The organism is Staphylococcus simulans (assembly GCF_002902285.1).
Lineage (GTDB): Bacteria > Bacillota > Bacilli > Staphylococcales > Staphylococcaceae > Staphylococcus > Staphylococcus simulans.
Genome location: NZ_PPRU01000001.1, coordinates 65,136 through 87,052, shown reverse-complemented (window position 1 = coordinate 87,052; position 21,917 = coordinate 65,136). Strand labels below are relative to the sequence as shown.

The following is a 21,917-nucleotide window of genomic DNA, read 5'->3' as shown; positions in this document are numbered from 1 at the left end:
TGCTGCGATGAATTTGAAAAAAGTATCTATGTGGCTTACATAAGAGTCCGTGAGGACTTCTATTATAAAGATTTTTATACATATTTTCTAAAATTTCATAAAAAAATAAACTACCGTTACACTTTTTCAAGTTATAACGGTAGTTTGTCTACGGTCTGAGACAAAGTAAGCTTTGTCTTTTAATTACATAATTACTCTAATAGAATTATTCACTCATAATGATATTCTTCATATCAGGATTGAAAGTTTGACTTTCCAACATTTCAATCTCATGTTTATATGGTGGTTTTTTATTTTTCTTATCTTCGCCTACAAAAGGTGTTTCTAAAATTTTTGGAATGTTTTCGAATACTTCATGATGAACAATATAATTCAATGCATCAAATCCGATATGACCAAAACCGATGTTTTCGTGACGGTCTTTATGTGCACCGACTTCATTTTTACTATCATTAACATGAAGTACTTTAATTCTGTCTAATCCAATTATTTTATCAAATTCCTCAAGTACACCGTCGAAATCATTTTTGATATCATATCCTGCGTCATGTGTGTGGCAGGTATCAAAGCAAATTGATAGTCGTTCGTTATGATTTACGCCATCTATAATTTGTGCTAATTCTTCAAATGTACGACCTACTTCAGATCCTTTACCGGCCATAGTTTCTAATGCAATTCTGACATCATTTTCATTTGTTAGAACTTCATTTAAACCTTCAATAATTTTTTTAATGCCAGCTTCAGAACCAGCTCCTACGTGTGAACCTGGGTGTAAGACGATGTCTTTTGCACCGATTGCTTCGGTACGTTCAATTTCTTTTTGTAAAAATTCAACACCTAAATCAAAAACATGGGGTTTTTGTGTATTTGCAATATTAATAATATAAGGTGCATGTACAACGATATTAGAAAGACCATATTCTTTCATTGCTTCGTGTCCGGCTTCAATATTTAGTTCTGAGATGTCTTTTCTTCTTGTGTTTTGAGGTGCACCTGTATAAATCATAAATGTTTTTTCGCCTAATCTATGTGCTTCTTCTGCTGAACCCAGCAGCATTTTTTTACCATTCATCGGAACATGAGAACCAATTAACAATCTGTCCACCTAACCTTTACTTATTTTTTCTTTGTTGTCTGTTTTGACGTTTACTGTATTTCTTACGTTCTTGACGTTTTAAATTTTCTAATTCTCTCTTGAACTTTTTCTTATACCCTGGCTTTACTTTTTTCTTATTACCGCGCTTAACTTGTTGTTTCACTTGAGTAGTTAAGTGATCATCTTTGTTTTTACGTGTTTGTCTTGTATTATGCGCTTTGATTTCTTTTAGTTCACCATTTTTTATATCAACATCTTGGAATTTATAACCTTTTTTCTCAATCTCAGCAATTAAATATTCTTCATCGGGCGTATATAAAGTAAATGCTTCACCTTTATATTGGCCTCTACCAGTTCTGCCGACACGATGAGTGAAGAAATCGATGTCTTTAGGAACATCATAGTTAATTACATGACTGACACCTTCGATATCAATACCTCTTGATGCTAAATCACTTGCGATTACAAACTGAAAGTCTAAGTTGCGGATGCGTTTCATTTGTTGTTTTCTTTCTCTAGGACTTAATCCGCCATGAATCATACCAATTTTTAAGCCTTCTGCAGTTAATGATTCTGCTAATTCATCAGCATTTTCTCTGCTGTTACAGAAAATAAGGCATAGATATGGATTGATAATATCAATCAAAGCTTTAGTTTTATCTAATTTTGATGAACCTTTTGTCGGTATTAAGTAAAAATCAATATTTTTCTTGTTTTGTGTTTTACTATCTACTTCAATAAGTTCTGGTTGATTTAAATATTTATTTAAGAACGGATGTAGAGATTTTGGAATCGTAGCGCTGAATACAGCGATATGTGCACTGTCATCTAAACGTGCTGCGATATGGTCGACGTCTTCAATTAAACCTAAATCAATCATTAAGTCAGCTTCATCTACAACTAAATACTGAGCTAAATGTGCATGTAATGTGCCGTCCTTTGATAAATCATTGATACGTGTTGGTGTTCCAATGACTAATTGAGGTTGCACGTTACAACGTTGTTTATCACGTGCAAAATCAGTTCCCCCAATAAATAAAGTAACTTTAACTTCATCTTTAAATTGTGCTAAATGATGTGCTGCATTATAAAGTTGTTGTGCTAATTCTCTAGTTGGTGCAACGACGATAGCTTGGGGTTCTTGAATTGAAGTATCAATTTTTTCCATTAATGGTAACAAGAAAGCATGAGACTTCCCAGTACCCGTTTGTGATTGCCCGATAATATTTTGACCTTTGATAATTTTAGGGATTACTCTTTGTTGGATTTCAGTTGGCTGATTAAAATTCAAGTCAGCTACAGCATCTATAAGTTGTGGACTTAAATCAAATTGTTCAAATGGGTGTTGTGTGGCCATTAAAATCCCTCCTTTTTAGTTTTTTATACATAATTAAATGGATCTGTATTTAAAGTTGAAGCTTCAATAGTAAGGTTATCATTACTAATCCATTCTTTAAGTAATGATTTTAAACCTTCTTTCATAACATATTCACTATAATGATTGATATCGATTAAGTTATATCCTTCTGTTTCAGCATCTAATGCGTCATGATGTTTAATATCACCAGTGATAAATACATCTGCACCTTTTTGATGTGCGAATTTTTCATAACCAATACCAGAGCCACCAATAATTGCTGCTTTTGAGATTACTGAGTCTGGATTCCCAGTGAAACGGACGCTTGGTATATCTAATTGTTTTTTAATAGTCATTGCTAATGATTTTAAAGTTGTTTGTTCTGGTAATTGTCCTATCATACCTAAACCGCGTTTTACCGTTTTAGTTAATGGAATAAAATCATATACCGGTGTTTCATATGGATGTAGTACATTAATACAATCCTCTGCTTTTGTACGTTCGTACTCTTGAATCATGAATTCAACTTTTACTTCTTCTACTGTTTCGATTTGATCCAACTCACCGATATGAGGATGTGCATTCTCGACAGGTTTAAATTGTCCAGAACCTTTAGTAGAAAAGAAACAGTATTCATAATCACCTTCAGATGCAAAACCTTCATCATTCATTTTATTTTTAAATGTCTCTACATTTTCTTCAGGAATAAACACTTGGACTTTATAATAATTTGTTTGTTGAGGTTCTAAAATTTCAGTATGTGTAAGTCCAATTTGCTTTGATAGCATCGCATTGACACCAAAACGATATACATCTAAGTTTGTGTGCAAAGCAATTAATTGGATATTGTTTTGTATCAAACGACGAATAATAGCGCCATAACCTTGTTCATTGATGCTTTTAACACCTTTAAAGATAAGTGGATGATGTGCAACAATTGTATTAATGTCTTTTTCTATTGCTTCATTTACCACTTCCATTGTACAATCTAACGCCGTCAGTATACCTGTGATTTCTTGTTGTTTGTCCCCGATTAATAAGCCAACATTGTCCCAACTTTCAGCAGAAGAAAAAGGAACATGCTGATTTAAAATATTTAATAACTCTGAAGTTTTCATGATAACACCTCTTGAATTAATTTGATCTCATGATTAATCTCTTCTAAGCGGCTTTGATGTTTGTTCTTATCCAAGTGAGATTGGATGTTTTTTAAAGCTTCTAATTCTCTATTCCATTTTTTAATGAATAAAGCTGATTTAGAATTCATTAAAATCGGACCGAATTTCAACTCTACTTCTTTTAATTCTTTATGACCATATTCTGCAATAACTATTTCATAAATATGGCCTTTTTCTTCCATAATCTCTTCATCAATAATATGGTAATCCAATTGCATTAATGTACGTCTTAAAGTAGATGTTTGAATATTACTTTGTAACGCTAAACGTGGTTGATTCATTAGCTTTTCTTTTCCATTTTGGAGTATTTCTGCAATTAATGGGCCGCCCATTCCACATATTGTAATAGTATTAACGTTATTTGTTTTTTCTAGGACATTTAATCCATCTCCCAGTTTAACATCAATACTATTTTGCATGCTATATTTTTTAACGTTATCTAAAGCAGCTTGATATGGTCCTTTTACCACTTCTCCAGCAATAGCAGAAGTACATAATTCGTTTTCTATCGAATAGATTGGCAAATATGCATGGTCTGAACCAATATCTGCCAATACATCACCAGTTATATATTTACTCACTGCAGTAAGTCGTTGGTTTAAAATCATCACTTTGGCTCCTCTAATAAAAGAGCGAGACAATAAGCAAGATATTCGATTGACTGTAGGTCTTTACATGATTCCTTGCCTTCGTCAGCCAAACATTATCAGCTCATTGTCTCGCTATTTTTACTTAATTAATCCATAAAGTCTTTAAGGCGTTTGCTACGGCTTGGATGTCTTAGCTTTCTAAGTGCTTTAGCTTCGATTTGACGAATTCGTTCTCTTGTAACACCGAATACTTTACCAACTTCTTCAAGTGTTCTTGTACGTCCATCATCAAGACCGAAACGTAATCTTAATACGTTTTCTTCTCTATCAGTTAGTGTATCTAAAACATCTTCTAATTGTTCTTTCAATAACTCGTACGCTGCGTGATCAGATGGGCTTTGTACTTCTTGGTCTTCGATGAAATCTCCTAAGTGACTGTCATCTTCTTCACCAATTGGTGTTTCTAAAGAAACAGGCTCTTGTGCAATTTTTAAGATTTCACGTACTTTTTCTGGTGGTAAATCCATCTCTTCACCAATTTCTTCTGGTGCTGGATCACGACCTAAATCTTGTAGTAATTGACGTTGAACACGAATCAATTTATTAATTGTTTCGACCATGTGTACTGGAATTCTGATTGTACGTGCTTGGTCAGCAATAGCACGTGTAATTGCTTGACGAATCCACCATGTTGCATACGTAGAAAATTTGAATCCTTTACTGAAGTCGAATTTTTCTACCGCTTTAATTAAGCCCATATTTCCTTCTTGGATAAGGTCTAAGAACAACATACCGCGTCCTACGTATCTTTTAGCAATGCTGACAACTAAACGTAAGTTTGCTTCTGCTAATCTTGCTTTAGCTACTTCATCACCTTGTTCGATACGTTTTGCAAGTTCAATTTCTTCTTGGGCGTTTAATAAATCAACACGACCGATTTCTTTTAAATACATACGTACAGGGTCGTTGATTTTAACACCTGGAGGTGCACTTAAATCATTAGGATTAAGTTTTTCGTCTGTATCAGAACTGTCTTTTTCATTAATAAGATTTATATCATTATCATTTAATTGTTCAAAGAACTCGTCCATTTGATCAGAGTCCATATCGAAGTTTTGCAGTTTTTCTGCTACTTCTTCATGGCTTAAATGACCTTCTTTTTTCCCTTTATCTAATAATTGTTTTTTTACATCTTCCAAAGTTAATGTCGGATCGATGGTTTGTTTTTTTACTACTTTCACTTGGTTTTCAGACATAAAAAGGCCTCCCGAAATTAATATAAGCACACAATGCGTTACTTAAATAAAACTCTTTAAATATATATTAACAATTTTAATACATTCGTTTTTGATTTAAAGCGACAATCTTTTGCAAATAATACTTTTGCAGTTCTGAATCACCAATACGTGTAGCCTCTCGTAACTTCTGGTTTAATGACTCAGAGGTCTCTTCATCTCTACTGCTAACAATAATTTGAATATACTCATCAATCTCATGTTCATATGGATTGTTATTGAGTAAAAGATTGTCTAATGCAATTAAAGTTTCTCTATCTATTTCTTCATCACTATATAATAATGCAGTACTCAGATTATAATATTCATTTTCAGCATAGTAGTCGTGCAAAATATTAAATATACGCTTAAATTGCTGATTTGTAAAGTCATCTGCTTCTACACGCTGACTATGTTCAAGAAAAATGTCTTTATTAAACATAAAATGTTTTAATAGTTTACGTTCAGCATCTTCTTGTTTTGAATATTTTTTTTGTTTAACTTCTGGAACTGCAGCAGGTATTTGTTGAAATGAATGTTGGTTATGTCTTGACACTTCATTATTTAGACTATCAAAACTTACTTTAAACAATTCAGAAACGTCTTGCAATACTTTTTTCTGTAAAATCCCTGATTGCATTAATGAAACATCGTTCGTTATCTCTTTAAGGTATTGTTCATAAGCCATGTCGTTATTTTCGATTTCGTCTTTATATAAATTGACTTTATACAATACAAAAGCACGTTTTTCATGTTCCACGTATTTTTTAAAAGCATCTTCCCCATATTTAGTAATATACTCATCTGGATCCATTTTAGAAGGAAGTTGAATAACAAAAACATTCAGACCTTGCTCTAGTAAGTGCTGCCCAGTTTTAAGTGTAGCTTCTTGTCCTGCAAAATCGCCATCAAATAGTAATGTGACATTTGATGTTAGTTTTTTGATGAACGCTATGTGTTCTTGGGAAATTTGTGTTCCCATACTTGCCACAACCTGTTTAACCCCAGCATTGTCAGCTTTAATAACATCCATAAACCCTTCTAATAGTATAATTTCATTTTTTTGACGTATAATACGTCTTGCTTTGTCAACGTTGTATAAAAGTCGTCTCTTTTGAAATATAGGTGTTTCCGGACTGTTTAAATATTTAGGTTCTTGATTTTTGTATGTTCTTCCCGAATAACCTACAGTTCGTCCTTGTGCATTATGCAAAGGAAACATAATTCTATCTCTAAATCGATCATAATAACTAAAGTTTTCTTCATTGCGAGATAATAAACCGGCTTCATACGCTAGCTCAATATCATAACCTTTCTTTTGCAAGAAATCATGACAAAAGTGAGAGTTGTCGGGTGCAAAACCGATTTTTCTGTCTTTTAACAGTTCTTCAGTGAAACCTCTAGACTTCAAATATTTTAAAGGCTCTTCCCCTTCCACTGTTTTCATCAGTACATAATGATAATATTCTTGCATAAGTTCATGCATTTTAATCATCATTAAGTCATCAGAAGCGATTTGGTTTTGCTCATTATTTTGTCCAACATCTACTTTTATATTTACCCTTTCTCCAAGGGCTTTAACAGCATCGACAAACGAAATACCTTCTATCTCTTGAGTAAATTGAAAAACATTACCGCCCTTTTTACAACCGAAACAATGACAAATTTGTTTGTCCTCCGAAACAGTAAACGAAGGTGTTTTTTCATCATGAAAAGGACACAAACCAATATAATTGCGCCCTCTTTTCTCTAATTTCACGTATTCACTTACAAGGTCAAGAATATCTGTTTTATCTTTTATTTCATTTATTACTGATTGCTCTATTCTCACCATAACCACCTGTATACATTAGTCTTATTATTATATCATTTTCTATAAAAAATAAAAGTTATTAGCTCAATAAGAAATACGCTGAGTTTAAAACACCAGCGTATTGTATTAGGCTTACTTATTCATTTTATTTTGTTCAATTATATACATGATATCATTCGCTGTTTCTTCTATAGCTTTGTCTGAAACATCAATCACAGGACAGCCTATTCGATCAACTATTTTATCAAAGTAATCCAATTCTTCTTGAATACGTTGCCCTGTAGCATAACGTGCTGAATCTCCAAGCCCGAGTTGTTTCAATCTTTCTTTACGGATTTTATTCAACTTTTCTTCACTGATTTTTAATGCAATACATTTTTTGGGATCTACTTCAAATAACCCTTCAGGCGGATTGATTTCAGGAACGATTGGAATATTCATAACCTTATAACGCTTATGTGCTAAAAACTGTGATAAAGGTGTTTTTGAAGTACGTGAAATACCAATTAATATAATATCAGCTTTAGGTAAACCTTTCGGATCTTTACCATCATCATATTTAACTGCAAATTCAATCGCTTCAATTTTTTTGAAGTATGCTTCATCTAGTTTATGCACTATACCTGGTTCATAGTATGGTTTTTCATCGATTTCATCAATTAAAATATTCATTAATGGTCCCATGATATCGACATGTTTTATATTTTTTTCGGCTAATTGCTGTTCCATATATTCTTTAATGTCAGGTTTTACAAGCGTGAAAACAACAATATTCATTTCGTTTTCTTTCGCAACTTCCATAACTTCATCAACATTCTCTAATGTTTCAATATATGGATAACGTACAATCTGACTTTGGAAATTTTTCGAGTTAAATTGAGAAACACAAGCTTTTGCAACTTGTTCGGCTGTTTCTCCCACCGAATCAGATGCAATTATTATTTTTATCTTTTGCATTAAATCCTACTCCTACTCATCGAAAATTGATACAAATAATTTTGTTATCGTGGTTTTTGAAATGCGCCCGATGACTTCCAACTTACCATTATCTTTACCACGAACTATCGGCAGAGAATCAATTTCTTTTTCAATCATAAGCTGTGCAGCTAGTACGACCAAATCATTTTCTAAAACGTGTGTTAAATTCGGCATACGTGTCATGATAACACTGACTGGCATCGTATGTATATCCTCGCCAATCATGGATGCTCTGAGTAAGTCTTTTCTTGAACAAACTCCAACAAAATCATTATTTGTATTCACAATAAATAACGTGCTGACGTCTTCAAGAAAAATTGTACATATTGCCTCATAAACAGAAGTATCGCCTTTTAAGACAATCGGCAAAGATTGATAGTCTTTAACAACATATTGACGTAATTTTTCTGTTAATAATTGATTTGTTGATTTACCAGAATAAAAGTATCCTACTCTAGGTCTAGCTTCGAGAAACCCAGACATTGTCAAAATAGCTAAATCAGGTCTAAGTGTCGCTCTAGTTAAACTTAGTTGTTCGGCAATCTTTTCACCGGTAATCGGCCCATTTTGCTTTACTATTTCGATAATTTCACTTTGCCTACTACTCAGTTCTATATGTCTTCACCCCTTCACACTTACAATTTATATTATAACTGTAATTGTTTTGGTCTACAAATCTATATAAACACTTGCCTTTAATTTTCGGATGCATTAGAATTAAGTTTGAAGCGAGTTAAGGATGGTGCGAGCTTAACAATTAAATTGGCCTAACAACTTTTATAATCTAAGCGAGTGTCTACACTAATTTGGGTGGAACCGCGGGTTATTACGAATTTCAATGAGAAATGAGATAACTCGTCCCAAGATTTCGAAATGTTTATTTCGTTATCTTGGGGCGTTTTTTTATTATTAAAGAGGAGTGTTATTTATGGCAAAAAATATGGAATCAGTAGTTCAGCTAGCAAAACACAGAGGTTTTGTATTTCCAGGCAGTGAGATTTACGGTGGTTTATCAAACACTTGGGATTATGGTCCATTAGGTGTTGAATTAAAAAATAATATTAAACGTGCATGGTGGAAAAAATTTATTTCACAATCACCTTATAACGTTGGCTTAGACGCAGCAATTTTGATGAACCCTAAAGTATGGGAAGCATCAGGTCACTTAGGTAACTTTAATGACCCTATGATCGACAACAAAGATAGTAAAATTCGTTACCGTGCAGATAAATTAATTGAAGAATTTATGCAAAATGAAAAAGGTGACGAAAACTTTATCGCAGATGGTTTAAGTTTTGATGAAATGAAACGTATTATTGAAGAAGAAGGTATTAAATGCCCAGTAAGCGGTACTGCTAACTGGACTGATATCCGTCAATTCAACTTGATGTTCAAAACTTTCCAAGGTGTAACTGAAGATTCAACTAACGAAATTTTCTTACGTCCTGAAACTGCACAAGGTATCTTTGTCAACTACAAAAACGTCCAACGTTCAATGCGTAAAAAATTACCATTTGGTATTGGTCAAATCGGTAAATCATTCCGTAATGAAATTACACCAGGTAACTTCATTTTCAGAACACGTGAATTCGAACAAATGGAATTAGAATTCTTCTGCCGTCCTGGTGAAGAAATCGAATGGCAAAATTATTGGAAAACATTTGCTGAAAAATGGTTATTAGACTTAGGTCTTCAAAATGAAAATATTCGTTTAAGAGATCATGACCAAGATGAGTTATCTCACTACTCTAATGCAACTACAGACATTGAATATAAATTCCCATTTGGTTGGGGCGAATTATGGGGTATTGCAAGCCGTACAGACTACGACTTGAAAAAACATAGTGAATATTCTGGTGAAGATTTCAGATACCATGATCCAGAAACAAATGAAAAATTCATCCCATACTGTGTTGAACCTTCTTTAGGTGCTGACCGTGTGACATTAGCATTCTTATGTGATGCTTATGACCGTGAAGGTGTTGAAGGTAGTAAAGATGAACGTACAGTATTGCACTTCCACCCTGCTCTAGCACCGTATAAAGCAGCAATTTTACCATTAAGCAAAAAATTATCTGAAGAAGCAATTAAAGTTTACGAACAATTAAGCGAAAACTTTACAGTTGATTTTGACGAATCACAATCAATTGGTAAACGTTACCGTCGTCAAGATGAAATTGGTACACCATATTGTATTACATTTGACTTCGATTCATTAGAAGATCAACAAGTCACAGTACGTGAACGTGATACTATGGAACAAGTTCGTATGCCAATCTCTGAATTAAACGATTTCTTAGCTGAAAAAGTTAAATTCTAATATTAAATAAATAAGGGTATATCGCGAAATTGCGATATACCCTTATTTTTCTATCATTTTTTCTGGTTATTGGACTCTAAACGATGCAATTGATTTATTAATTTTTGACTTCTGAAAAACACACCCGCATATTCCCGGTATAACATGATAAGCAAATCAGACATCTCATCTACTATATCCTGATGAATATTAACTGAATTCATTTTATCTATAGGCAGTTTTTGAAGTACATCCAATAAATAAAGCGTTTTATTAGATATAGGAACTGCTCGTTCATCTCTATACAAATTTTCCTGAGCAATCACACCATGATATTTAAAACTGTAGCCACATAAATTTGCTTGGTTTGTATCGCCTGAGATAATATCTTGATTGAATGCGATAGTAAAACCAAAGTCAGGCATTTTTTTTAATAAAACAATAACGGACATCAGTTGGGCACTGTAACCTTTTTCAACTCTGTTCAAGCAAAAGTGTAAGAGTTGATAATTAAATTTAGAAATTTGTTCTTCGTCCATAGATTTGTCAATGACTTCAGCACAAAGTGCAGCATAACTGCTCTCATAAATATCTAAACGAAGTTGATAATTTTGACTGATAACATCAACTGAATTAAGTATGCCTAGACCACGTAATTTAGCATAGATAAACAGGCCATATACAAATAATTGTGTATTAGCCTGCATACCTGTTCTACTTTTTTTAGCACGTTTGACCATCAAAGGAATCTTCGCGCCACTTTCGCTTAGGATGGTAATAATTTTATCTGATTCGCCATAATCGACTGTTTTAATAATAATTCCTTTTTGTTTTACTAACATAAAAGGTACCACCGACCTTCTAGTTTAATCTTGATCCTCTATATAGCCCATTTGGCGAATAAAGTTGATTTTATTACGCCAATCTTTTTGTACTTTTACCCATAAATCGAGATACACTTTTGAACCTAATAGGTTTTCGATATCCAATCTCGCACGTTTTCCAATTTCTTTTAACTTTTTGCCGCCTTTGCCGATGACAATTCCTTTTTGTGAATCTCTTTCAACAAAAATTGTAGCTTCTATACGAACTTTATCTTCAGATTGTTTAACCATTCTATCAACGTTAACACCTATTGAATGTGGAATTTCTTCGCTCGTTAAGTGAAGAATTTTTTCTCTTATTAATTCACCTACCACAAATTGTTCAGGGTGGTCAGAAATTTGACCATCTGGATAATATTGAGGCCCTTCTGGTAAATATGATTTAAGTACTTCGATAAAGTGTTCAACATTTAAACCTTCTAATGCTGACATTGGAACAGTTTCAGAGAAGTCCATATATTTTTGATATGATTCAATAATAGGCATGATTTCATCAGGGTGTACTAAGTCAATTTTATTGATAACAAGGAATACTGGAGTTTTGACATTTTTCAGCATTTCCATAATATATTCATCACCGCGACCAATCTTTTCATCAGCGTTAACCATGAAAATGACTGCATCTACTTCTGATAAAGTATTTTTAGCAACTTTCATCATATAGTCGCCTAATTTATGTTTGGGCTTGTGAATACCTGGTGTATCAACAAAGATAATTTGTGCATCATCTTCAGTCATAACACCTTGTATTTTATTTCTAGTTGTTTGTGCTTTGTCTGACATAATTGCGATTTTATGCCCAAGTACTCTATTCATAAACGTAGATTTACCTACGTTAGGTCGGCCTATAATTGAAACAAAGCCTGATTTATGTTCTGTCATATATTCAAATCCTTTCCTGAAAAACCTAGCGGCAGTAATTCGGCGACAGTCGTTTCAATCATATCGCCTTTATGGTTTGTTAAATAAATCGGCATGTCGTCATCACATAGTTCATTAATAACTTGACGACATGAACCACATGGTGATGAAGGCTTATCAGCATCTACTGTGACTGTTAAAGATTCAAAGTCACCTGGTCTATAACCTTGACTAATTGCTGCAACTAAACTTGAACGCTCTCCACAAATTGCTTCGCCATACGCAGCATTTTCCACATTTGCGCCGAAAAATTCTTTGCCATCCTTAGTTCTTAAATAAGCACCCACCTTAAAGTTGCTGTAAGGTGAATAAGAACGTTTTTGTGCTTCTCTTACTTTTTCATAATGTTCTTGAGTATAAGCCATTTTTATCTCTCTCCTTTATAATAAGTTAACGATGTAAGGGATAAAGATAATTAGACCTATAATTACTGCTGCGATAGATATTAAAAGCACACTTAGTGCTGCGATATCTTTAGCATATTTAGCAAAAAGTTTATAATCATCCGTTACAAGGTCAACTACATATTCAATTGCGGTGTTAATTGCTTCAAATGCTAACACTAGAAAAATTGTTAAAATAACCGCAATCCATTCCATGCGGGTAATATTGAAGTAAAAAGACGCGCCAATGATTAAAAAGCCAATTGCGATATGCCATAAAAAGTTACGATCTTTTTGTAGTATGGTCAACAACCCTTGAATGGGATACTTAAAACGATTCATAGACTATTCTCTTGTTAAGCCATAAGCATCTAAAATAGATTTTTGTCTTCCAAACATTTCTTTTTCGTCGGCTTCATTCATATGATCATAGCCAAGTAAATGTAAGAAGCCATGCAAACTTAAAAAGCCGAGTTCTCTCTCAAAGGAATGTCCATACTCTGCAGCTTGTTCTTTTGCAACATCTGCGCAAATGATAATGTCACCTAGTACACGAGGGATATCTAAACCCTCAATTTCAGGTTCATCTTCTTCTAACGCAAATGAAATGACATCAGTAACTTTATCTTTATCTCTATAGTCTCTATTAATTTGTTGAATTTCTTCTTTATCAACAAATGTCACTGATAGTTCTGCATCTTCTTCAATATTCTCTTGTGCTTTCGCAAAGTTTAATAACTTTTCAATCTGGTCATACCATTCTTCTTTTACTTCATCCGTATGATTTGAAAAATCAATCGTGAACATGGCGTTTATTCATCTCCTTCATAACGGCTGATAATTTTACTTACTAATGGATGACGTACAACATCACTTTGATCTAATGTTTGTACACTAATGCCTTTAACGCCTGATAAGCGTTTAACAGCTTGTTTTAATCCGCTTTTAATACCTCTCGGCAAGTCTACTTGAGTCATATCACCCGTTACGACCATTTTTGATCCAAATCCTAAACGTGTTAAGAACATTTTCATTTGGGCATGCGTCGTATTTTGTGCTTCATCTAAAATAACAAATGCATCGTCAAGTGTACGTCCTCTCATATAGGCTAATGGTGCAACTTCAATGATACCTCTTTCAATAAAACGCGCTGTTTGCTCAGGTCCCAGTACCGTATGAAGACCATCGTATAAAGGTCTTAAATAAGGGTCTACCTTTTCTTTTAAGTCGCCTGGTAAGAAACCTAATGATTCGCCTGCTTCTACAGCGGGACGAGTCAGCACTATTCTTTTTACGTTACCTTGACGCAATTCTTTAGCAGCATAAACAACAGCTAAGAAAGTTTTACCAGTACCAGCTGGTCCAATACCAAAGACTAAATCATTATGCTTCATCGCATTCAGATATAAACGTTGACCCATTGTTTTTGCACGAATTGTTTTACCATAAGCATCTTTAGTAATTGCTTCATCGTATAAATCAACGAGGTGTTGGATAGATCCTTTCTCTGCCATTTTAATTGCTGCTTCTACATCTTTAAGATTAATTGATACGCCTTGATCAATTACTTTTAAAAGGTTTTTTATTACAGCTTCTGCTTTTACAATTTCTTCTTGTTGTTGCCCTTTTACAGCTATTTCTTGCCCCCTAGCATGAACAATAACATTGAAAGCTTCTTCTATTGCTTGTAAGTGTTCATCATTATTACCTATTAGTGCTTGGGCTTGATTGATATCGTCAATAACTATTATTCCTGGCATACATTAACTCCTTTTCATTATTATCGCTTTTAAGCATATTTTTTAATAAGATGCAGAATATAATGGTTAACGGAAACTACGGACTTAGTTAATAATTTCCACATATTCATACAATCATTATATCATGTTCTCGCTGTTTATTAATCCAATAAAGTTTAGCTTGCATAAAAGAAAAATGGATTGGATGACATAAAATTATGTCCATCCAATCCATTAAATTTATTGTAACTGTTTCGGCTTTTTAAGTACTTCTGACCAAACAAAACCATTTAGTATTTCATCTTCATCAAAGCGTAAATCTTCATTAGTTCGTGTGCTTGTTTGATTAAACTTATTAGCGAATAGTTGTTTGAGTCTTTCTTTTTTAGCACGTTCTGAAAGATATTTATCACTAATGATTGCTTGAGCACGACGTTCTAATATCTCAATTTGCTTTTGTTTCTCCAAATCCATTTGAGAGCGTAAATCATGTAACTCATTATTTAAAGAATCATTCAGTTGTTTTGTCAATACTTGCTCTTTTTGATTTGAATCGAGTCTTGGTTGAGATGATTGCTCGCGCGTTTGTCTCGGTTGAGATGTACGATGGTTTGGACGTGTAGTTTCTTCTGGTTTAGGTGTGTGATCAGGTTGAGAAGATGGCGGCGTACCTTCTAATTCTTTTTGCATTTCCTCAAACTTTTCACCTAATTGTTCAAGAAACCCTTTTTGTTGTTTACGCTCAGTCGTAGGTTGTCTTCTAGGTTGTGATGATTTTGGTTGATTTTGTTGTCTCTTTTTATAATTTTTATCGTTAATTGCTGATATTAATGAGATAACAACACTAACGACAAATATTATTAGACCGATATTCATTTAATCACCTCGTTTACTTGTCTGGTGACTCGTTATCATTTGGTTGCGTACGTTTATTGATAGACTCACGCATACCTGTATCAGCTTCTATGTTTTTCAAATTATAGTAATCTTTAACTCCGATATTACCTTTTCTTAGAGCTTCAGACATTGCAAGTGGAACTTCAGATTCTGCTTCCACAACTTTCGCACGCATTTCTTGTACACGTGCTTTCATTTCTTGTTCAGATGCAACTGCCATTGCACGACGTTCTTCTGCTTTAGCTTGAGCAATATTTTTATCTGCTAATGCTTGTTCAGTTTGTAAGTCTGCACCGATGTTTTTACCGATATCCACATCTGCGATATCAATAGATAAAATTTCAAAGGCTGTTCCTGAATCTAGACCTTTACTTAATACAGTTTTTGAAATATTGTCTGGATTTTCTAAAACAACAGTATGATGTTCACTTGAACCGATTGTTGAAACAATCCCCTCACCGACACGTGCAATAATAGTCTCTTCACCAGCACCGCCGACTAAACGAGAAATGTTTGCACGAACTGTGATTCTAGCTTTAGCTTTTACTTCAATACCGTTCATAGCAACACCTGTAATAAATGGCGTTTCAATAACTTTAGGGTTTACAGACATTTGGACAGCTTCTAAAACGTCACGGCCTGCTAGGTCAATCGCTGCGCCACGTTCAAAAGGTAAGTTGATGTCAGCACGTTGTGCAGCAATATTTGCATCTACAACGCGGTCTACATTACCACCTGCTAAGTAGTGTGATTCTAGTTGGTTAGTTGTAAGGTTTAAACCAGCTTTATGTGCCTTAATTAATGGCGCGATAACTTTACGTGGTGAAACACGTCTTAAACGCATTCCGATAAGTGTGCCAATGTTTACTTTGACACCGGCTGCTATTGCAGAAATCCATAAACCGATTGGTACAAATGAAAATAAGATTAATAGAGCAATGACTGCAATAATAACAATGATTATTAACGGTACTAACATAGTAAGTGCCTCCTAGTATTATGTGTTTTTTGGAATCTCTCTGACAACTACTCTCGATCCTTCAACTTCAGTTACTTTGACTTCTACATCTCTTTGTATAAATGTTCCATCTGATACTGCATCTATGCGTTCATCATTTAATGAAATCATTCCTGCAAGTCGTAATTCTGTTAAAGTGATTGCAGTTTGTCCTACTAGATTAGAGCGGTCATCGTGTGAAGTATAGCCAGCTTCAGACGTTGTCGAATCTCTGAGTATAACTTTTTCAAATAACGAAATCTTTTTGTTATATCCTTTCACTAATATCACCCATTCTATAATAGTCAGTATTAAAGCGATTATAACATTGACTAACATCCAAAGAATGTTTTCACCAAGCATAATCATACTTACTGTGATGAGAATCATGCCTATAATGCCGATTACTGCACCAATAACAAACAATTCAATGACGAGCAGTATCACACCTATAGAAAATAATCCAACAGAAATTAAGGAAACTTCTCCTTGTATCAAATAGCCTAAAAATAGTATTAATAAGGCTAGTGCAGCAAGAATGCCTGGAAAGTTAATACGCTTGGAATAGAGTTGATAAAGAAAACCTAAAAAGATAATACAGGTTAAAATTAATGAAATAAATGGACTTGTTATAAAATCGCTGATTTGATGTAGTGTGGAATTTGAACTTGCCTGAAATACCGAAATATTATGTAGGATTTCAGCTTGGTATGACATAGATTCACCTCGCTCTCAAGGTTCATTATACATGATTACTTAGTGTAATTATAGGATTATCGTTTTATTTTAACATCAATAGAAAAATTATATTATGTAGCATCAAAACATAAGAAAAAACCCTAAGTTTTACATAATTGTAAAACTTAGGGCTGTTTAAACTGCATTATATAATAATTAATTGTTTGTTGAGGGAGTCAACAGACTTAATAATTATTTGAATTTACGTTTACGTGCAGCTTCTGATTTCTTTTTACGTTTAACACTTGGTTTTTCGTAAAATTCACGTTTACGTACTTCTTGAATTGTACCGCTTTTAGAAACTGAGCGTTTGAAACGGCGTAATGCATCTTCAAGTGATTCGTTTTTACGGACTACTGTTTTAGACATCTGTATTTCCCTCCCTCCAAATAACAACGGAACTTTAAAATTCGTTTGCATAGTTTTTTATAAACCATGCAATGCTAATTATAATATATGTGGTTGATGCGGTCAATTAGAATAATTAATTTTTTGAACCTTACACAATAGCTGTAAATTCACTGCTATTTGTTGCATGATCAATCACACGAGTAACATAACCTTTATTTAAAGGATAACCTGCTTCTGTGATTTTCACACGTACAAGTTCGCCGATAAGCGAATCATCGCCTTCAAATTCAACTTTCATGTAGTTATCTGCATAACCCACTAATGTACCTGGTTTTTCACCGTGCTCTTCTGGAATTACTTCTAATACTTTTTGATCAAAGTGAGAAGCATATTCTTTCGCTAATTGGTTACTTAATTCAATTAGTTTATGAACACGTTCATTTTTTACACTTTCATCAATTTGATCATCCATTCTAGCAGCTGGTGTCCCTGTTCGAGCTGAATATGGGAAAACGTGTAATTCTGAGAAGTGATGATCTAAAATAAAGTCATATGTTTCTTGGAATTCTTCCTCAGTTTCACCTGGGAATCCTACAATCACGTCACTAGTGACTGCTAAACCTGGTAAAGCATCATGTAACTTCATCAATCGTTCTGAGAAGTGTGCCATTGAATATTTACGTCTCATGCGTTTTAATACTGTATCTGAACCAGATTGTAATGGCACGTGTAAGTGACGTACGACTTTATTTGAATTTTTGATTACATCAATGACTTCATCAGTTAATTGACTAGCTTCGATTGATGAAATACGAATTCTTTCTAATCCATCTACTGATTCTAAATCACGTAATAATTGTGCTAGGTTATAATCTTTCAAGTCTTGACCGTAACCACCTGTATGAATACCAGTCAACACAATTTCTTTATAACCAGAATTTACTAATGTTGTTGCTTGTTCTACTACTTTCTCAGGATCTCTTGAACGCATTAAACCACGTGCCCATGGAATAATACAGAAAGTACAGAAGTTGTTGCAACCTTCTTGGATTTTTAAAGAAGCACGTGTTCTATCAGTGAAATATGGTACATCTAATTCTTCATATGTACGATTTTTCATGATATTGCCTACACCGTTAATTGGTTGACGTTCAGCTTTGAACTCTTCAATATAACCTAACAACTTCGTTCTATCCTGTGTACCGACTACAACGTCTACTCCAGGGATATCCATGATTTCTGCTGACGATGTTTGTGCATAACATCCTGTAACACAAACGACTGCATCTGGATTTTTTCTGATAGCACGTCGGATGACTTGTCTACTCTTCTTATCTCCTGTATTTGTAACTGTACATGTATTTATAACAAAGACATCGGCATTTGTGTCAAATTCAACTCGATCATAGCCGGCATCTTTAAATAATTGCCAAATTGCTTCAGTTTCATAATGGTTTACTTTACAACCTAAAGTATGAAAAGCTACTGTTGACATTTATTTCACCCCATTAATTCTTTTTCATAACTAATTGCACTAAGCGCATAAAGCGGAGCCGTCTCTGCTCTCAAGATTCGATGACCTAGGCCGACTATGTAACTATTATTTTTGAACATTTCAATTTCATCAGGACTTAAACCGCCTTCTGGTCCAAAAATAATTAATACACGATCTCCTTTGCTGAATTGTTCGAGTGCGCGTTTAAACTCACTCATCTCGCCCTCTTTTGCTGCATCTTCATAAGCGATTAGTACATAATCATATTTATCTATATTAACATATACTTTCTTTAAATTCGATACAAATTCAATAGTTGGGATTACAAGACGATAACTTTGTTCAGCTGCTTCTTTGACAATTTTATTCCATCGTGTCAATTTTTTATCTGCTTTACTTTGATTTAGTTTTACAACAGAACGATCCATTTGTACTGCAATAAAGTGAGAAGCACCTAATTCCGTAGATTTTTGCAGCAACCACTCATATTTATCTGCTTTAATTAATCCACTGCATATTGTTACTTCTATAGGTAATTCAGTATCATTTGGTTGTTCTTCTAATAATTTAAATTCAACGCCTTCATTATTTATAGTTGTAATCTCACAGAGATAAACCTTTAAGTCCTCGAAGGTTACGATAATTTTAGCCCCGACTTGACGACGCATGACATTTGAAATGTGATGTATATCGTCTTTGTCAGTAATAAAAAAACGCTGACTTTCATCAGCGTTTTGATTTATAAAATATCTTTGCATATTATTTGCTCTCTTTCTCTCCAACGATACAAACCCAACCGTTGTCGTGATTAATTGAAATGATATTAAAACCAGTCCGCTTCATATGTTCTATAATTTCATTGCTCTTCTCTTCAATGATACCAGATGTTATAAATAAACCATCTTCATTTAGAGTATTATAAGCGTCATCTATCATTTCTTCAATAATATGCGCCAATATATTTGCGATTACAATATCATATTTATCTGTTTCGCCTTGTAATAAATTACCGGTTGTTGTTTCAATTGAATCAGCACAAGCATTTTTTATGAAATTTTCTTTTGCTACTTTTATAGCTAGTTCATCCAGATCTAAAGCTTTGATACGCTTAACACCTAATAATGAGCAAGCAATACTTAAGATACCTGATCCAGTACCAACGTCAATCACAGTATGTTTTGGTTTTACATATGTTTCAATCGCTTTTAAACACATGCTAGTTGTAGGATGATCTCCTGTACCAAAAGCCATACCTGGATCTAGTTCAATACATAATTCTTCATTATTTTCTTTATCATATTCTTCCCAACTTGGCACAATAGTAAAGCGTTCTGAAGCTCTGAATGGATGGAAATAATTTTTCCACTCATTCTCCCAATCTTGTTCTTGAAGTGATTGTTCAGAATAGCTAAACATATTTTCATTTAAAGTATCAATCTTCTTGATAGCACTTAAAATATCTTTTTTTAGTTCATCTGAGTATTCTAATTCGTTGAAATATGCTTTAATTCTTACACCACGTTCAGGATAATCACTAGGATTCAATTCATATATTTCGCCAAATTTATCCTCTAAGTTTCCTTTTAAATCTTCTGAGTCTTCTATCACTACACCGTTTGAACCCAAGTCTTCTAAAATGTTTGTACTTGCATCTTGTGCTTCATGATTTACTACAATTGAAAGTTCCACCCAGTTCATTATTGTTATTCTCCTTTAAAGAATCTACGTGCGCGTTCTTTGAAATTAGAAGGTTGTTCTTCAATTTCTTCACCGCTAAGTTCCGCAAATTCTCGCATTAATGATTTTTGTTTTTCACTTAATTTAGTTGGAGTCACTACATTAATGTTCACAAACAAGTCACCATATCCATAGCCATGAACGTTTTTAACACCTTTTTCTTTCATACGGAATTGTTTTCCGTCTTGAGTACCTTCTGGAACTGTTAAAATAACTTCACCATCTAATGTAGGCACTTTAACTTCATCACCTAGAGCTGCTTGTGGGAAGCTGATTTTCAAGTTATAGAAGATATCATCACCTTCACGGATGAATTTATCAGATGGTTTAACTCTGAATACAACATATAAGTCACCTTGTGGTCCACCGTTATGTCCTGGTGCGCCTTCACCGGCTAAACGAATTTGTTGATCAGTGTCTACACCTTTTGGTACTTTGACTTTGATTTTAACGTTTTTAGTTTGTGTGCCTTTACCGTGACAAGTTGGACATGGTTCTTCAATTTCTTCACCTGTACCATTACATACTGGACAAACTTTTTCAGTTCTTACACGACCAAGTATTGTATTTTGTTCTACAGATACGTGTCCTGCTCCATTACAATAGTGACACGTTTTCTTTTTAGAACCTGGTTTTGCACCTGAGCCGTCACAAGTTTCACATTTTACTTCCTTACGAATTGAAATTTCTTTTTCAGCACCAAAGACTGCTTCTTCGAATGAAATAGTCATAGTGTATTGTAAGTCGTCCCCTTTACGTGGTGCATTTGGATCACGTTGTGCACCACCGCCTCCGAAGAACGTACTGAATATGTCTTCGAAACCGCCTCCGAAGCCACTGAAGTCTTGACCGCCGAATCCTTGGCCGCCAAAGCCGCCTTGTGGTCCGTTATGACCAAATTGATCATAGTTTGCGCGTTTATTCTCATCACTTAGCACTTCATAAGCTTCAGTAATTTCTTTGAACTTTTCATCTGCGCCTTCTTCTTTATTAATATCTGGGTGATATTTTTTGGATAATTTACGGTAGGCTTTTTTTATCTCGTCCTTTGACGCATCTTTACTGACACCTAAGACTTCATAATAGTCTCTTTTTGCCACTGTAATCTCTCCTTATCTTTCTGCTAGTTTAGAATCATTATACCTTTTAAAGTATAGTTGGTTAAATAATAAAAAGTCAAAGCCAATGTA

Annotated in this window: 23 protein-coding genes; 1 reads left to right on the top strand and 22 read right to left on the bottom strand. The window is 34.0% G+C overall.

Annotation, left to right across the window (positions count from 1 at the left end; translation table 11 throughout):
- Positions 1-205 precede the first annotated feature (205 nt).
- The 8 genes from CD112_RS00435 to ccpN all read right to left on the bottom strand — a co-directional run bounded on the left by CD112_RS00435 (position 206) and on the right by ccpN (position 8,901).
- Positions 206-1,096, bottom strand: a complete 891-nt coding sequence (locus CD112_RS00435) for a deoxyribonuclease IV (RefSeq protein ID WP_103363669.1) — start codon at positions 1,094-1,096, stop codon at positions 206-208.
- Positions 1,097-1,112: 16 nt separating this feature from the next.
- Positions 1,113-2,453 carry a DEAD/DEAH box helicase gene (locus CD112_RS00430; RefSeq protein WP_103363668.1) on the bottom strand — a complete coding sequence of 447 codons (1,341 nt, stop codon included), beginning with the start codon at positions 2,451-2,453 and terminating at the stop codon, positions 1,113-1,115.
- A gap of 23 nt (positions 2,454-2,476) precedes the next feature.
- On the bottom strand, positions 2,477-3,571 hold the full coding sequence (locus CD112_RS00425) for a Nif3-like dinuclear metal center hexameric protein (protein ID WP_103363667.1): 1,095 nt from the start codon (positions 3,569-3,571) through the stop codon (positions 2,477-2,479).
- On the bottom strand, positions 3,568-4,242 hold the full coding sequence (locus tag CD112_RS00420) for a tRNA (adenine(22)-N(1))-methyltransferase (protein WP_170121954.1): 675 nt from the start codon (positions 4,240-4,242) through the stop codon (positions 3,568-3,570). Before CD112_RS00420 ends, CD112_RS00425 begins: the two co-directional genes overlap by 4 nt.
- A 125-nt stretch (positions 4,243-4,367) precedes the next feature.
- Positions 4,368-5,477 carry an RNA polymerase sigma factor RpoD gene (gene rpoD, locus CD112_RS00415; RefSeq protein ID WP_002481056.1) on the bottom strand — a complete coding sequence of 370 codons (1,110 nt, stop codon included), beginning with the start codon at positions 5,475-5,477 and terminating at the stop codon, positions 4,368-4,370.
- Between the two features lie 76 nt (positions 5,478-5,553).
- Positions 5,554-7,326, bottom strand: coding sequence for a DNA primase (dnaG, locus tag CD112_RS00410; RefSeq protein ID WP_057510464.1), 1,773 nt, complete (start codon positions 7,324-7,326; stop codon positions 5,554-5,556).
- Positions 7,327-7,440: 114 nt separating this feature from the next.
- On the bottom strand, positions 7,441-8,265 hold the full coding sequence (locus tag CD112_RS00405; RefSeq protein WP_057510463.1) for a pyruvate, water dikinase regulatory protein: 825 nt from the start codon (positions 8,263-8,265) through the stop codon (positions 7,441-7,443).
- A 12-nt stretch (positions 8,266-8,277) separates the two neighbouring features.
- Entirely contained in the window at positions 8,278-8,901 is a 624-nt protein-coding gene (gene ccpN / locus CD112_RS00400; RefSeq protein WP_081705407.1) for a transcriptional regulator CcpN, read from the bottom strand.
- 313 nt (positions 8,902-9,214) lie between these two features.
- Here ccpN and CD112_RS00395 point away from each other — a divergent pair, with 313 nt between their 5' ends.
- The gene (locus CD112_RS00395; protein WP_103363665.1) at positions 9,215-10,606 is read left to right on the top strand and encodes a glycine--tRNA ligase; all 1,392 of its coding nucleotides are present in this window, start codon (positions 9,215-9,217) and stop codon (positions 10,604-10,606) included.
- A gap of 53 nt (positions 10,607-10,659) precedes the next feature.
- Here CD112_RS00395 and recO read toward each other — a convergent pair whose 3' ends face one another.
- From recO to dnaJ, 14 genes are all read right to left on the bottom strand, one after another.
- The gene (gene recO / locus CD112_RS00390; protein ID WP_002481061.1) at positions 10,660-11,427 is read right to left on the bottom strand and encodes a DNA repair protein RecO; all 768 of its coding nucleotides are present in this window, start codon (positions 11,425-11,427) and stop codon (positions 10,660-10,662) included.
- 24 nt (positions 11,428-11,451) lie between these two features.
- Positions 11,452-12,351 carry a GTPase Era gene (gene era / locus CD112_RS00385; RefSeq protein WP_023015138.1) on the bottom strand — a complete coding sequence of 300 codons (900 nt, stop codon included), beginning with the start codon at positions 12,349-12,351 and terminating at the stop codon, positions 11,452-11,454.
- A complete protein-coding gene (gene cdd / locus CD112_RS00380) occupies positions 12,348-12,755 on the bottom strand; it encodes a cytidine deaminase (RefSeq protein WP_002481063.1) in 408 nt (135 codons plus the stop codon). The genes era and cdd overlap by 4 nt, the downstream gene beginning before the upstream one ends.
- Before the next feature lie 15 nt (positions 12,756-12,770).
- On the bottom strand, positions 12,771-13,115 hold the full coding sequence (locus CD112_RS00375) for a diacylglycerol kinase family protein (RefSeq protein WP_002481064.1): 345 nt from the start codon (positions 13,113-13,115) through the stop codon (positions 12,771-12,773).
- 3 nt (positions 13,116-13,118) lie between these two features.
- Positions 13,119-13,580, bottom strand: coding sequence for an rRNA maturation RNase YbeY (gene ybeY, locus CD112_RS00370; RefSeq protein WP_023015137.1), 462 nt, complete (start codon positions 13,578-13,580; stop codon positions 13,119-13,121).
- 5 nt (positions 13,581-13,585) lie between these two features.
- Positions 13,586-14,533, bottom strand: coding sequence for a PhoH family protein (locus CD112_RS00365; protein WP_023015136.1), 948 nt, complete (start codon positions 14,531-14,533; stop codon positions 13,586-13,588).
- A gap of 219 nt (positions 14,534-14,752) precedes the next feature.
- Entirely contained in the window at positions 14,753-15,388 is a 636-nt protein-coding gene (locus CD112_RS00360; RefSeq protein WP_060804762.1) for a superantigen-like protein SSL4, read from the bottom strand.
- Positions 15,389-15,401: 13 nt separating this feature from the next.
- Entirely contained in the window at positions 15,402-16,388 is a 987-nt protein-coding gene (gene floA / locus CD112_RS00355) for a flotillin-like protein FloA (RefSeq protein WP_002481068.1), read from the bottom strand.
- Positions 16,389-16,406: 18 nt separating this feature from the next.
- A complete protein-coding gene (locus tag CD112_RS00350; RefSeq protein ID WP_103363664.1) occupies positions 16,407-17,123 on the bottom strand; it encodes an NfeD family protein in 717 nt (238 codons plus the stop codon).
- A 213-nt stretch (positions 17,124-17,336) separates the two neighbouring features.
- The gene (gene rpsU / locus CD112_RS00345) at positions 17,337-17,513 is read right to left on the bottom strand and encodes a 30S ribosomal protein S21 (RefSeq protein WP_000048060.1); all 177 of its coding nucleotides are present in this window, start codon (positions 17,511-17,513) and stop codon (positions 17,337-17,339) included.
- Between the two features lie 130 nt (positions 17,514-17,643).
- Positions 17,644-18,990, bottom strand: a complete 1,347-nt coding sequence (gene mtaB, locus CD112_RS00340) for a tRNA (N(6)-L-threonylcarbamoyladenosine(37)-C(2))-methylthiotransferase MtaB (RefSeq protein ID WP_002481071.1) — start codon at positions 18,988-18,990, stop codon at positions 17,644-17,646.
- 5 nt (positions 18,991-18,995) lie between these two features.
- Positions 18,996-19,748, bottom strand: coding sequence for a 16S rRNA (uracil(1498)-N(3))-methyltransferase (locus CD112_RS00335; protein ID WP_060804764.1), 753 nt, complete (start codon positions 19,746-19,748; stop codon positions 18,996-18,998).
- A gap of 1 nt (position 19,749) precedes the next feature.
- Positions 19,750-20,688, bottom strand: a complete 939-nt coding sequence (gene prmA, locus CD112_RS00330; RefSeq protein ID WP_060804765.1) for a 50S ribosomal protein L11 methyltransferase — start codon at positions 20,686-20,688, stop codon at positions 19,750-19,752.
- A 5-nt stretch (positions 20,689-20,693) separates the two neighbouring features.
- On the bottom strand, positions 20,694-21,827 hold the full coding sequence (gene dnaJ / locus CD112_RS00325) for a molecular chaperone DnaJ (protein WP_002481074.1): 1,134 nt from the start codon (positions 21,825-21,827) through the stop codon (positions 20,694-20,696).
- Between the last annotated feature and the right edge of the window lie 90 nt (positions 21,828-21,917).

Coding starts and splice junctions, on each gene's coding strand:
- CD112_RS00430 (WP_103363668.1), bottom strand. CDS start 2,453: ATGGCCACACAACACCCATTTGAACAATTTGATTTAAGTCCACAACTT.
- CD112_RS00425 (WP_103363667.1), bottom strand. CDS start 3,571: ATGAAAACTTCAGAGTTATTAAATATTTTAAATCAGCATGTTCCTTTT.
- rpoD (WP_002481056.1), bottom strand. CDS start 5,477: ATGTCTGAAAACCAAGTGAAAGTAGTAAAAAAACAAACCATCGATCCG.
- CD112_RS00405 (WP_057510463.1), bottom strand. CDS start 8,265: ATGCAAAAGATAAAAATAATAATTGCATCTGATTCGGTGGGAGAAACA.
- CD112_RS00395 (WP_103363665.1), top strand. CDS start 9,215: ATGGCAAAAAATATGGAATCAGTAGTTCAGCTAGCAAAACACAGAGGT.
- recO (WP_002481061.1), bottom strand. CDS start 11,427: ATGTTAGTAAAACAAAAAGGAATTATTATTAAAACAGTCGATTATGGC.
- era (WP_023015138.1), bottom strand. CDS start 12,351: ATGACAGAACATAAATCAGGCTTTGTTTCAATTATAGGCCGACCTAAC.
- cdd (WP_002481063.1), bottom strand. CDS start 12,755: ATGGCTTATACTCAAGAACATTATGAAAAAGTAAGAGAAGCACAAAAA.
- CD112_RS00375 (WP_002481064.1), bottom strand. CDS start 13,115: ATGAATCGTTTTAAGTATCCCATTCAAGGGTTGTTGACCATACTACAA.
- ybeY (WP_023015137.1), bottom strand. CDS start 13,580: ATGTTCACGATTGATTTTTCAAATCATACGGATGAAGTAAAAGAAGAA.
- CD112_RS00365 (WP_023015136.1), bottom strand. CDS start 14,533: ATGCCAGGAATAATAGTTATTGACGATATCAATCAAGCCCAAGCACTA.
- CD112_RS00360 (WP_060804762.1), bottom strand. CDS start 15,388: ATGAATATCGGTCTAATAATATTTGTCGTTAGTGTTGTTATCTCATTA.
- floA (WP_002481068.1), bottom strand. CDS start 16,388: ATGTTAGTACCGTTAATAATCATTGTTATTATTGCAGTCATTGCTCTA.
- CD112_RS00350 (WP_103363664.1), bottom strand. CDS start 17,123: ATGTCATACCAAGCTGAAATCCTACATAATATTTCGGTATTTCAGGCA.
- rpsU (WP_000048060.1), bottom strand. CDS start 17,513: ATGTCTAAAACAGTAGTCCGTAAAAACGAATCACTTGAAGATGCATTA.
- mtaB (WP_002481071.1), bottom strand. CDS start 18,990: ATGTCAACAGTAGCTTTTCATACTTTAGGTTGTAAAGTAAACCATTAT.
- CD112_RS00335 (WP_060804764.1), bottom strand. CDS start 19,748: ATGCAAAGATATTTTATAAATCAAAACGCTGATGAAAGTCAGCGTTTT.
- prmA (WP_060804765.1), bottom strand. CDS start 20,688: ATGAACTGGGTGGAACTTTCAATTGTAGTAAATCATGAAGCACAAGAT.